The following is a 12144-nucleotide window of genomic DNA, read 5'->3' on the forward strand; positions in this document are numbered from 1 at the left end:
GTTACAGGGCGTCGTTGCGGAGGACCAGCACCGCTATGTCGTCGCGTGGGGGTTCCACCGAGAAGGCGATGGCCGTGGCGCGGAGGCGGGCGGCGACCACGTCGGCCGAGTAGCCGGCCAGGGGCGCCGCGGCCTCGCGCAGTCGGTCGGTGCCGAACAGTTCCCGGCCGCGCCGCCGCTCGGTGACCCCGTCGGTGTAGAAGACCAGCGCGTCGCCCGGTTTGAGCGCGATCTCGGCGGTCGGGGTGGCGATCGAGTCGAGCAGCCCGAGTGCCGTGCCCCCGGTGCCGACGAAGCCCGCCCCTCCGCCGCCGTGCAGCAGGACCGGCCGGTCGTGCCCGGCCAGGTGCAGGGAGACGTCGAGCTGGTCACCGTCACCCGGGCCGACCGCCGCCAGCGCCAGCGTGCAGTAGCGGCCGCCGCCCCGCTCGACCAGCGTCTCGTTGAGCCGGCCGAGCACCTCCGGCAGCGGCTTGCCGTCGCCGACCAGCACCCGGATGACGTCCCGGACCAGTCCGGTCACCGCCGCCGCCTGGACGCCCTTGCCGGAGACGTCGCCGACCACCACGAGCCACCGGCCGTCCGGCAGCGGCACCACGTCGTAGAAGTCGCCGCCGACCTCGGCGTCGTCCCCGGTCGGCACGTACTCGGCAGCGAAGCCGATGCCCTCGACCACCGGGAGCACCGGCGGCAGCAGTGACTGCTGGAGGGTCTGCGCGACGCGCCGGCGCTCGGCGTGGATCCGGGCGTTCTCGATGGCCAGGGCGGCCCGCCGGGCCACGTCCTCCAGCACCGAGACCTCGTCGGGGTCGTGCCGGTGCCGCTGGTGGCGGCCCACGGCCAGGGTGCCGAGCCGCTGCCCGCGGGCGATCAGGGGTACGGCGAAGCCCTCCATCGGCCCGCTCAGCGGCACCTGCGCGGCGCTCCGGGACGCCTCCCGCAGCCGGGCCTGGATCGAGTCGGGCCCGGTCTCCTGGAGCACCCGGTGCAGCTGCGGCAGCACCGACTCGTCGGCGTGACTGGCCGCGGCGAGCCGCAGCCGCCCCCACTCGTCGCTGGTGTGGACCGCGCACCACTGGCCGAGCCGGGGCACCACGAGCTGCGGGACGAGCGCCATGGTCAGCTCGACGTCCAGCGACTGGGCGAGCAGCTCGCTCGCCTCGGCCAGGAAGGTCAGCCAGGCCGACCGGCGCACGTCGGCGCGGCGCAGCCGGTCGTTCTCCAGGTGCAGGGAGAGCCGTTCGGCGGCCAGCACCGCGAGGGGCCGGGCGTACGCGGAGGGCGCCGCGTCCAGCTCCAGCTCCCCGGCGTACGGGCGGTGCACGGCGAGCGGGACGCGGAGCAGCTCGTTGCCCTCGCGGGGCTGCCGGCCGTAGCGGGCGAGCACCTGGCTGCCCTGCCCGTCGCCGCGGTCCAGCCGCACCACGCCGCCGGCGGCGCCGACCATCTCGGCGACCCGGGTCAGCAGCCCGGCGGCGAACTCGGGCAGCGGGTCGTCCGCGTACGGGTCGGGGGTGGTCTGCATCAGCTCGCTCATCGCGGCGGCGCTCGGGGTGCCCCCGTCGGCCGGCGCGAGGGCGGCGAGCGCGGCGCGGGTCTCGGCCGGCCGGGCGGCCGCCCCGAGGCCGGGCCGGTCGAGCCGGAACCAGACGCCCTTCCCGGTGGGCAGGTAGGTGGTGCCCCACCGGCTGGCGAAGTGGTCGACCAGCAGCAGCCCGCGCCCCCGCTCGGCCACCTCCGTGATGTCGGAGGTGGTGTTCCGGACACCGACCATCAGCTCGTCGACCGGGCCGGAGGCGAAGTCGGTGACCGTGACGGTGAGCCCCGCCGGGTCGGCTTCGACCTCGATGTCCAGTTCGGTGCGCGCGTGCTCGACCGCGTTGGTGGTGAGCTCGGTGGTCAGCAGCAGCGCCTCGTTGAGCAGTTCGTGCAGGTCCGCCTCGGCGAGCACGGACCGCACGAGCGCCCGGGCCGCCGCGGGCGTGCGCCGGTCTGCGGGGAGGCGGACGCTCCGGACGTGTTCGTCCGAGCCGCCGTTCATCGCCGGCCCCGCCTCCGCTGACACCTTCGTATCCTCCACCGCCGCCGCCCCGGGTGCCAAGCCGCTCCGCCGATCCGGGACACATCGGGCGTGGCGCGCGGCCGGAGCCCGTGGCCTCGACGCGACACGCGGCAGAATGGTGGGATGGCCGCGTGTCGGCACGAGCCTGATGGCCCCCGAGCTGAGCGAGGAACTGATGACCACGGCGAAACAACTGGTAGCCGGGGACGACCACGAGGTGCTCCTCGGCGAGCTGGTGGAGGCGCTGCGACGGGTGCGTCGCGGCGACCTCCGGGTCCGGCTGCCCCGACGGGCGGGCCTGGCCGGCGAGGTGGCGGACTCCTTCAACGACGTGGTGTCGCTGCAGGAGCGGCAGCACCTGGACCTGCGCCGGATCAGCCGGGTGGTCGGCCGGGACGGCCGGCTCACCGAACGGCTCGACGACGAGGGCCTGGACGGCTCGTGGGCGGAGGGGCAGCGGGCGGTCAACTCGCTGATCGACGACCTGGGCCGCCCGACCACGGAGATCGCCCGGGTGATCGTGGCGGTGGCCGACGGCGACCTGTCGCAGCACATGGCGCTGGAGATCGACGGCCGGCCGCTGCGCGGTGAGTACCTGCGCATCGGGCGGACCGTGAACACGATGGTCGACCAGCTCTCGTCGTTCGCCGACGAGGTGACCCGGGTGGCCCGGGAGGTGGGCACCGAGGGCAAGCTGGGCGGCCAGGCGGACGTCCGCGGTGTGGCCGGCACCTGGAAGGACCTCACCGACTCGGTGAACACCATGGCGTCGAACCTCACCGGACAGGTGCGCTCGATCTCCCAGGTGGCGACGGCGGTGGCGAAGGGCGACCTGTCGCAGAAGATCACGGTGGGCGCGCGCGGCGAGGTGGCCGAGCTGGCCGACACGATGAACTATCTCACCGACACGCTGCGGCTCTTCGCCGAGCAGGTGACCCGGGTGGCCCGCGAGGTGGGCACTGAGGGCAAGCTCGGCGGGCAGGCGGACGTGCCGAACGTGGCCGGCACCTGGAAGGACCTGACCGACAGCGTCAACTCGATGGCGTCGAACCTGACCAGTCAGGTCCGCAACATCGCCCAGGTCTCCACGGCGGTGGCCCGCGGCGACCTCTCCCAGAAGATCACCGTGGCCGCCCAGGGCGAGATCCTGGAGCTGAAGGACACCGTGAACACGATGGTGGACCAGCTGTCGTCGTTCGCGGACGAGGTGACGCGGGTGGCCCGTGAGGTGGGCATCGAGGGCAAGCTGGGTGGGCAGGCCCAGGTGCGCGGGGTCTCCGGCACCTGGCGCGACCTGACCGAGAACGTGAATCAGCTCGCCGGCAACCTGACCAGCCAGGTGCGGAACATCTCACAGGTGTCCACGGCCGTGGCCAAGGGTGACCTTTCGCAGAAGATCACGGTGGACGCCCAGGGCGAGATCCTGGAGCTGAAGAACACCGTGAACACGATGGTCGACCAGCTGTCGTCGTTCGCCGACGAGGTGACGCGGGTGGCCCGCGAGGTGGGCACCGAGGGCAAGCTGGGCGGTCAGGCGCAGGTGAAGGGTGTCTCCGGCACCTGGCGGGACCTGACCGACAACGTGAACTCGATGGCGTCGAACCTGACCAGCCAGGTGCGCAACATCGCCTCGGTCACCACGGCCGTGGCCAAGGGCGACCTGAGCCAGAAGATCACGGTGGACGCCCGGGGCGAGATCCTGGAGCTGAAGTCGACGGTCAACACGATGGTCGACCAGCTCTCCTCGTTCGCCGACGAGGTGACGCGGGTCGCGCGCGAGGTGGGCACCGAGGGCAAGCTCGGCGGCCAGGCCCAGGTGCGCGGTGTGGCCGGCACCTGGCGCGACCTGACCGACAACGTGAACTCGATGGCGTCCAACCTGACCGCCCAGGTGCGGAACATCGCCCAGGTGTCGACGGCGGTGGCCAAGGGTGACCTGTCGCAGAAGATCACGGTGGACGCGCAGGGCGAGATCCTGGAGCTGAAGTCGACGGTCAACACGATGGTCGACCAGCTCTCCTCGTTCGCCGACGAGGTCACGCGGGTGGCCCGTGAGGTGGGCACCGAGGGCAAGCTGGGCGGCCAGGCGCAGGTGAAGGGTGTCTCCGGCACCTGGCGGGACCTGACCGACAACGTGAACTCGATGGCGTCGAACCTGACCAGCCAGGTGCGCAACATCGCCTCGGTCACCACGGCCGTGGCGAAGGGTGACCTGGGCCAGAAGATCACGGTGGACGCGCAGGGCGAGATCCTGGAGCTGAAGAACACCGTCAACACGATGGTCGACCAGCTCTCCTCGTTCGCCGACGAGGTCACCCGGGTGGCCCGCGAGGTCGGCATCGAGGGCAAGCTGGGCGGTCAGGCCCAGGTGAAGGGTGTCAGCGGCACCTGGCGCGACCTCACCGAGAACGTCAACCAGCTCGCCTCGACCCTGACCACCCAGCTCCGGGCGATCTCCCAGGTCTCCACCTCGGTGACCCGCGGCGACCTGACCCAGCGGATCAGCGTGAAGGCGCAGGGCGAGGTCGCCGAGCTGAAGGACAACATCAACCAGATGATCGTCACCCTCCGGGAGACGACGAAGAAGAACGCCGAGCAGGGCTGGCTCGACTCGAACCTGGCCCGCATCGGCGGCCTGCTCCAGGGCCAGCGGGACCTCGGCGAGGTCTGCCGCATGATCATGATGGAGGTGACCCCGCTGGTCGACGCGCAGCTCGGCGCGTTCTTCCTGGCGGACAGCTCCGAGGGCAGCATGCGGCTGCGGCTCACCGCCTCCTACGGCTACGTGGCGCGCGGGCACGACGTGACCTTCGGGCCCGGCGAGGGGCTGGTCGGCCAGGCCGCCCTGTCCCGGCGGACCATCCGGGTCAACACCCAGCCCGACGGGCGGCTGGTGCTCCGCTCCGGCCTGGCCGAGACGCCCCCGGCCGACCTCGTGGTGCTGCCGGTCCTCTTCGAGGGCGAACTGCTCGGCGTGATCGAGTTCGCCGGGGTGACGACCTTCTCCGAGCTGCACCTGGCGTTCCTGGAGCGGCTGGTGCTCACCATCGGCGTCGCGGTCAACACCATCCAGGCCAACCGGCGTACGGAGGAGCTGCTGGCGCAGTCGCAGCGGCTGGCGCACGAGATGCAGGAGCAGTCGGCGGAACTCCAGCGCACCAACGCCGAGCTGGAGGACAAGGCGAAGCTGCTCTCCGAGCAGAAGACCAACATCGAGACGCAGAACCGGGAGATCGAGCTGGCCCGGCTCGGCCTGGAGGAGAAGGCGCAGCAGCTCACCCGGGCGTCGGCGTACAAGTCGGAGTTCCTGGCCAACATGAGCCACGAGCTGCGTACGCCGCTGAACTCGCTGCTCCTGCTGGCCCGGCTGCTCGCCGAGAACCCGGAGCAGAACCTGAGCGCCAAGCAGATCGAGTTCGCCCGCACCATCCACAGCGCCGGTTCGGACCTGCTCTCCCTGATCGACGACATCCTCGACCTGTCCAAGATCGAGGCGGGCCGGATGGACGTGGAGCCGACCGAGATCCACTTCTCGGAGATCCGCGGCTACGTCGAGCAGGCGTTCGCGCCGCAGGCCGAGGAGAAGGGCCTCGACTTCCAGGTGCGGATCAGCAAGGACCTGCCGCCGGCGCTGGTCACCGACGCCCAGCGGTTGCAGCAGATCCTCCGCAACCTGCTCTCCAACGCCGTGAAGTTCACCGACAACGGCGCGGTCACCCTGCGGATCGCGCCGGCCGCCGAGAACGCGGTCTTCGACGTGCCGGCGCTGACCAACGCCCGGCAGGTCATCGCGTTCACGGTGATCGACACCGGCATCGGCGTCTCGGACGACAAGCTTTCGCTGATCTTCGAGGCGTTCCAGCAGGCCGACGGCACGACCAGCCGGCGCTACGGCGGCACCGGCCTGGGCCTGTCGATCAGCCGGGACCTGGCCCGCCTGCTCGGCGGCACGATCACGGTGTCCTCCGCGCCCGGGCAGGGGTCGACGTTCACTCTCTTCGTACCCGATGTGCTGGCGCCGGACGCGGTGGTGGCGCCGGCGCCACCCTCGCCGCAGCGCGCGGGCCTGCCGTCGTCCCTGCTCATGCCCATGGAGCTGCCGCAGCCGCAGGAGACCCCGGCCACCCGCCGGCTGGAGGGCGTGACCGTTCTGATCGTCGATGACGACGTCCGGAACGTGTTCGCGCTGACCTCCGCGTTGGAGCTTCACGGTATGACCGTGTTGTACTCGGACAACGGGGCGGACGGCGTCCGCCAACTGGCCGAGCATCCGGAGGTGGACATCGTGCTGATGGACGCGATGATGCCGGACCAGGACGGCTACGAGACGACCGCGCAGATCCGCCGCAACCACCGCTTCGCGGACCTGCCGATCGTGTTCCTGACCGCGAAGGCGATGCCCGGTGACCGGGAGTCGGCGATCGCGGCCGGGGGCAGCGACTACATCACCAAGCCGGTGGACCTGGACGAGCTGATCGAGCTGATGGCGTCCTGGATCGGCCGGAGCCGAGGCGAGGAGACTCCGTGACCCAGATGGCCAAGGCGCTGCTGGTGGACGACCGGCGGGAGAACCTGATGGCCCTGGAGGCGATCCTCCAGGGGCTTCCGGTGCAGTCGGTCGCCGTGGAGAGCGGCGAGGCGGCGCTCAAGCAGCTCCTGGTGGACGACTTCGCGGTGATCCTGCTGGACGCCCAGATGCCGGACATGGACGGCTTCGAGACCGCCACCCACATCAAGCGGCGGGAGCGGACCCGGCACGTGCCGATCATCTTCCTCACCGCCGCGGACAAGGACGCCCAGCTCGCCCTGCGGGGCTACGCGGTCGGTGCGGTCGACTACCTGACCAAGCCCTTCGACCCGTGGGTGCTGCGGGCGAAGGTGTCGGTCTTCGTCGAGCTGTGGGTGAAGACCCGGCAGCTGGCCGCCCAGTCGGACCTGGTGCGGGAGCGCGACGCCCAGTGGCGGGTGCTCACCGACGCGGTGGACGAGGCGACCGCGCTGCTGCGTGCCGACGACGACGCGGAGTCCCGGGAGCGCGCCGTGGACCTGCTGGAGCAGGCCCGCTGGGGCAACAACGCCTGAGCGCTCAGGTTTCGGCCCGGTCGTCGTGTCCCGTCGCGGCGCGCCGGGCCCGCCACCGTTCGCCGAGGGCGTCGATCTCCTCCTGGACGAAGAGGAAGAAGTCCCGCATCTCGGCGACCCGCTCGCCGGCCGGGGTGTTCCGCCCGTGCAGCGCCTCCAGGCCGCTGGCGGCGATGTCGATGAAGTTCTTGTAGAGGCCGGTCTTCGTGATGGTGGCCTCGTACCAGGGGTTGACCGGCATCCGGTAGCGGTCCCGCCGGGAGCCCTTGACCGGCTCGCGGACCAGCATGGCGAACTGGGTCAGGTAGCGCACGGCGCCGGACACGGCCGCCGCGCTCACGCCGAGCCGCTCGCCGATCTCGGCGGCGGTCAGCGGCTCGTCGGCGCTCATGACGGTGAACAGCACCCGGCCGGCCATGCGGGGGAAGCCGACGTCCGCGAACGCCATCGCCATCCGTTCGACGAAGAGGTGGACCTCTTCCTCGTCCCGGTGGGGCGGCTCGGTCATCGGCGTCGTCTCGCTCATCACACCTGATCGTCTCTCAGATCTCACTGTCTTCACAAGTTTGTGAAACGAGCGTAGCTTCCGAACCATGGAAACTCCCATTGAGGTGTCCGGCCTGGTGAAGACGTTCGGCCGGACCCGAGCGCTCGACGGACTCGACCTGACCGTCCGCGCCGGCGAGGTGCACGGCTTCCTGGGCCCCAACGGCTCCGGCAAGTCGACCACCATCCGGGTGCTGCTCGGTCTGCTGCGCGCGGACGCGGGGGCCGTCCGACTGCTCGGCGGCGACCCCTGGCGGGACGCCGTCGCCCTGCACCGCCGGCTCGCGTACGTGCCCGGCGACGTCACGCTCTGGCCCAACCTGAGCGGCGGCGAGGTGATCGACCTGCTCGGCCGGCTGCGCGGCGGGCTCGACCCGAAGCGCCGGGCCGAGCTGCTGGAGTCCTTCGAGCTGGACCCGCGCAAGAAGGGCCGCGCCTACTCCAAGGGCAACCGGCAGAAGGTCGGCCTGGTGGCCGCGCTCGCCTCCGACGTCGAGCTGCTCATCCTCGACGAGCCCACCTCCGGGCTCGACCCGCTCATGGAGGAGGTCTTCCAGCACTGGGTACGCCGGGCCAAGCAGGACGGCCGCACCGTGCTGCTCTCCAGCCACATCCTGGCCGAGGTGGAGGCGCTCTGCGACCGGGTGACGATCATCCGGAACGGCCGGGCCGTCGAGTCCGGCACCCTCAGCGAGCTGCGCCACCTGCACCGCACCTCGATCGACGCCGAGGTGACCGCCCCACTGAACGGGCTGGCCGACCTGCCCGGCGTGCACGACCTGCGGGTGGACGGCAACCGGGTCCGTTTCGACGTGGACACCGCCGCGCTGGACGCCGCCCTGCGGCGCCTCACCGAGCTGGGCGTCCGCAGCCTGGTCAGCACGCCGCCGACGCTGGAGGAGCTGTTCCTGCGGCACTACGAGGCGGTCCCCGAGGAGCTGGTCCGATGAGCACGCTCGCCGGCACCTGGCAACTGGCCCGGCTCGCCCTGCGCCGGGACCGCCTCCTGCTCCCGCTCTGGGTACTGATCATCGCAGTGCTGCCGGCGACCTACGCGACCAGCTTCTTCGAGCTGTTCCCGACCGCCGCCGAGCGGGCCGCGTACGTCACGGGCACCGCCCGCAACCCCTCGATCATCGCGCTGCTCGGCCCGGTCTACGGGGACAGCGTCGGCGCGCTGACCGCCCAGCGCGGCGGCTTCCTGCTGGTCGTCGTGGCGCTGGCCAGCCTGCTCACCGTCATCCGGCACACCCGCGTCGAGGAGGAGGCCGGCCGGCGGGAACTGCTCGGCGGCGCGGTGCTCGGCCGGCACGCCGGGCTGACCGCCGCGCTGCTCGTCACGTACGCGGCCGACGTGCTGCTCGGCCTGCTCACCGCGGCCGGGCTGGCGTCCACCGGCCTGTCGGCCGCCGGCTCGTGTGCGTACGGGCTTGGCACGGCGCTGACCGGCGTGGTCTTCGCCACCGTCGGCGGGCTGACCGCCCAGCTCACCGAGACCGCGGGCGGGGCCCGGGGCATCGGGATCGCCGTCCTCGGCGCCTCCTTCGCGCTGCGGATGGTCGGGGACACCGCCGCCAACGACTGGCCGAGCTGGCTCTCCCCGCTGGGCTGGGCAGCCCGGGTCCGGCCCTACGAGGGGGAACGCTGGTGGGTGCTCGCGCTGCCGCTGGTCGCGTCGGCGCTGCTCGCCGCGGTCGCGTACCCGGTCTCGGTGCGCCGTGACCTGGGCGCGGGGGTGCTGCCGGCCCGGCTCGGGCCGGCCACCGCCGGCCGGGGACTCGCCGGTCCCTTCGGGCTGGCCTGGCGGCTGCACCGCGGGCAGATCCTCTGGTGGTCGGTCGGCTTCGGCCTGCTCGGGCTGATCCTCGGCGGCGCCGCGCAGGCGGCCGGCCGCTCGGTGGAGGGGAACCAGCAGCTGGAGGACATCATGGCGCGGATCGGGGGGGCCTCCGGCCTGGCCGACGCCTACCTGGGCGCCACGCTGAGCCTGGCCGGGCTGGCCGCGGCGGGCTACGGCATCCAGGCTGCGCTGCGGATGCGCGCCGAGGAGTCCGCCGGGCACGCGGAACCGGTGCTCGCCACCGGAGCGCACCGCTCCACCTGGCTGCTGTCGCACGTGGTGTTCGCGCTGGTCGGCCCGGTCGTGGTGCTCGCCGTGACGGGCCTGGCCACTGGCCTGACGTACGGGCTCAGCGTGCACGACGTGCCCCGGGAGCTGACCCGGATGCTCGGCGCCGGGCTGGCTCAGGCGCCCGCCGCCTGGGTGCTGGCCGGGCTCGCCGTGCTGCTCTACGGCCTGCTGCCCCGGCTCGCCCCGGTGGCCTGGGCGGTGCTGGCGGTCTGCGTGCTGCTCGGCCAGCTCGGCGCGGTGCTCGAACTCGACCAGTGGCTGCTGGACCTGTCCCCGTTCACGCACACCCCCCAGGTCCTCCGCGACACCTGGAGCGCCACGCCCCTCTGGGCCCTCGCCGTCGTGGCGCTGGCCCTGGCGGGAGCCGGCGTAACGGCGTTCCGCCGCCGCGACGTCCCCGTCACCTGACCGCCCCAACCCCAGTTGATCAAGAAGTTTGCGTCAGAAATCCGGCCTCGGCGGACGCAAACTTCTTGATCAACGCGGGCGGGGGGCGGGTGTCAGGGGGCGGTCTCGTTGCGGATCATCAGGGCCGAGCGGAGGCCGGTGATGTCCAGGACGCGGAGGAGGAAGTCGCCGACGTTGCTCAGGACCAGCAGGCTCTGGGCATGGCTGGCCTTGCGGCTGAGCACCACGAGCGTCCCGAGGCCCTGCGAGTCGCAGAACGTGACCCCGCCCAGGTCGAGCACGATGCGCGGCGGGGGTTCGGCCAGCACCTCGTTGACGACTGTCGACAGCTGGGCGGCCGTGAGCATGTCGATCTCACCGGCGAGGCGAAGCACCGCTTCGTCACCCGTCCGGTGTAGCGTGATGGACAGTTCGGCACGATCCACCCGGTCACCCTATCGCGATCTCGACCAACGGGCCCGTCGAGCGACCCGCCGGTCGCTGGCCCGTGCCGCACCCACGGGGCGTGAGCCCGGTAACCCTCGGTGCGGGGTGCCTGCCGATCAGCCGCCCGGCGCTGACACAATGGCGGCATCGTGACCGATACGTTTTCCGCCGGATCCGGCCGCTACCCGGCCGACGCACCGGCCTCCGAGGCCCTGTTCGACCGCGCCAAGGCCATCGTGCCCGGCGGGGTCAACTCACCCGTGCGCGCGTTCCGTGCCGTCGGCGGCACCCCGCGCTTCATGGTCCGGGGGGAAGGTCCCTGGCTCTTCGACGCCGACGGTCGCCGCTACGTCGACCTGGTCTGCTCCTGGGGTCCGCTGATCCTCGGTCACGCCCACCCGGCCGTGGTCGAGGCGCTGCGCGAGGCCGCCGCGCTCGGCACCAGCTTCGGCACCCCCACCCCGGGCGAGGTCGACCTGGCCGCGGAGATCGTCGCGCGGACCCCGGTCGAGCAGGTCCGCCTGGTCAACTCGGGCACCGAGGCGACCATGTCGGCGATCCGGCTGGCCCGCGGCTTCACCGGCCGCGCCAAGATCATCAAGTTCTCCGGCTGCTACCACGGCCACTCCGACGCGCTGCTCGCCGCCGCCGGCTCGGGCGTGGCCACCCTCGGCCTCCCCGACTCGCCCGGCGTCACCGGGGCGGCCGCCGGCGACACCATCGTGCTGCCGTACAACGACCTGCGCGCGGTCGAGGAGGCATTCGCCGCCGAGGGCCCGCACATCGCGGCGATCATCACCGAGGCGGCCGCCGGCAACATGGGCGTGATCGCCCCGCGCGGCGACTTCAACCAGCAGCTCGCCCGGATCGCCCACGCGCACGGCGCGCTGCTGATCGTCGACGAGGTGATGACCGGGTTCCGGGTCTCCCGCGCCGGCTGGCACGGGCTCGACCCGTCCGACGCCGACCTGTGGACGTACGGGAAGGTCATGGGCGGCGGCCTGCCCGCCGCGGCGTTCGGCGGGCGCACGGAGATCATGGGGAAGCTGGCCCCGGCCGGCCCGGTCTACCAGGCCGGCACCCTCTCCGGTAACCCCCTCGCGTGCGCCGCCGGCCTGGCCACGCTGCGGCTGGCCGACGACGCGCTCTACCGCCGCCTCGACGAGACGGCCGCCGCGGTGGGCAAGCTCGCCACCGAGGCGCTGGCCGCCGCCGGGGTCCCGCACCGCCTGTCGTACGCGGGCAACATGTTCTCGATCTTCTTCACCGACGCCGACGTGGCCGACTACGACAGCGCCCGCACCCAGCAGGTGCCCGCGTTCAAGGCGTTCTTCCACGCCATGCTCGCCGCCGGCGTCTACCTGCCGCCGAGCGCGTTCGAGTCGTGGTTCGTGTCGGCGGCGATCGACGACGCCGCGCTGGAGCAGATCGCCGCGGCCCTGCCGGCGGCGGCCAACGCGGCGGCAGCGGCAGGACACGGGGGGTAGGT

At 72.4% G+C, this 12144-nt stretch carries 8 protein-coding genes; 5 read left to right on the forward strand and 3 right to left on the reverse strand.

Going from position 1 to position 12144, the window contains the following annotated elements; genetic code table 11:
• Nucleotide 1: 1 nt before the first annotated feature.
• Nucleotides 2-2065 (reverse strand): SpoIIE family protein phosphatase, encoded by a 2064-nt coding sequence (locus F8274_RS16500; protein ID WP_151463282.1) that lies wholly within the window; start codon nucleotides 2063-2065, stop codon nucleotides 2-4.
• A gap of 172 nt (nucleotides 2066-2237) precedes the next feature.
• On the opposite strand from F8274_RS16500, the gene F8274_RS16505 reads away from it, so the two are divergent.
• Nucleotides 2238-6590 (forward strand): HAMP domain-containing protein, encoded by a 4353-nt coding sequence (locus F8274_RS16505; RefSeq protein WP_151463304.1) that lies wholly within the window; start codon nucleotides 2238-2240, stop codon nucleotides 6588-6590.
• Nucleotides 6587-7144, forward strand: a complete 558-nt coding sequence (locus F8274_RS16510) for a two-component system response regulator (RefSeq protein ID WP_151463283.1) — start codon at nucleotides 6587-6589, stop codon at nucleotides 7142-7144. Before F8274_RS16505 ends, F8274_RS16510 begins: the two co-directional genes overlap by 4 nt.
• A 4-nt stretch (nucleotides 7145-7148) precedes the next feature.
• Here the strand turns inward: F8274_RS16510 and F8274_RS16515 are convergent, their stop codons facing one another.
• The gene (locus F8274_RS16515; RefSeq protein ID WP_225853828.1) at nucleotides 7149-7670 is read right to left on the reverse strand and encodes a GbsR/MarR family transcriptional regulator; all 522 of its coding nucleotides are present in this window, start codon (nucleotides 7668-7670) and stop codon (nucleotides 7149-7151) included.
• Nucleotides 7671-7737: 67 nt separating this feature from the next.
• On the opposite strand from F8274_RS16515, the gene F8274_RS16520 reads away from it, so the two are divergent.
• Both F8274_RS16520 and F8274_RS16525 read left to right on the forward strand, forming a co-directional pair.
• On the forward strand, nucleotides 7738-8640 hold the full coding sequence (locus F8274_RS16520; protein ID WP_151463284.1) for an ABC transporter ATP-binding protein: 903 nt from the start codon (nucleotides 7738-7740) through the stop codon (nucleotides 8638-8640).
• Nucleotides 8637-10229, forward strand: coding sequence for an ABC transporter permease (locus F8274_RS16525; RefSeq protein WP_151463285.1), 1593 nt, complete (start codon nucleotides 8637-8639; stop codon nucleotides 10227-10229). Before F8274_RS16520 ends, F8274_RS16525 begins: the two co-directional genes overlap by 4 nt.
• Before the next feature lie 92 nt (nucleotides 10230-10321).
• On the opposite strand, the gene F8274_RS16530 is transcribed toward F8274_RS16525, so the two are convergent.
• The gene (locus F8274_RS16530; RefSeq protein ID WP_107075862.1) at nucleotides 10322-10654 is read right to left on the reverse strand and encodes an STAS domain-containing protein; all 333 of its coding nucleotides are present in this window, start codon (nucleotides 10652-10654) and stop codon (nucleotides 10322-10324) included.
• Nucleotides 10655-10804: 150 nt separating this feature from the next.
• On the opposite strand from F8274_RS16530, the gene hemL reads away from it, so the two are divergent.
• Complete coding sequence (gene hemL, locus F8274_RS16535; RefSeq protein ID WP_151463286.1) at nucleotides 10805-12142, forward strand: glutamate-1-semialdehyde 2,1-aminomutase; 1338 nt, start codon at nucleotides 10805-10807, stop codon at nucleotides 12140-12142.
• Nucleotides 12143-12144: the final 2 nt, after the last annotated feature.

It is taken from the genome of Micromonospora sp. AMSO31t (assembly GCF_008868175.1).
GTDB lineage: Bacteria > Actinomycetota > Actinomycetes > Mycobacteriales > Micromonosporaceae > Micromonospora.

Excerpts from the sequence above, each read along its gene's own strand:
- F8274_RS16505 (WP_151463304.1), top strand. The coding sequence starts at position 2,238 with ATGACCACGGCGAAACAACTGGTAGCCGGGGACGACCACGAGGTGCTC.
- F8274_RS16515 (WP_225853828.1), bottom strand. The coding sequence starts at position 7,670 with ATGAGCGAGACGACGCCGATGACCGAGCCGCCCCACCGGGACGAGGAA.
- F8274_RS16520 (WP_151463284.1), top strand. The coding sequence starts at position 7,738 with ATGGAAACTCCCATTGAGGTGTCCGGCCTGGTGAAGACGTTCGGCCGG.
- F8274_RS16525 (WP_151463285.1), top strand. The coding sequence starts at position 8,637 with ATGAGCACGCTCGCCGGCACCTGGCAACTGGCCCGGCTCGCCCTGCGC.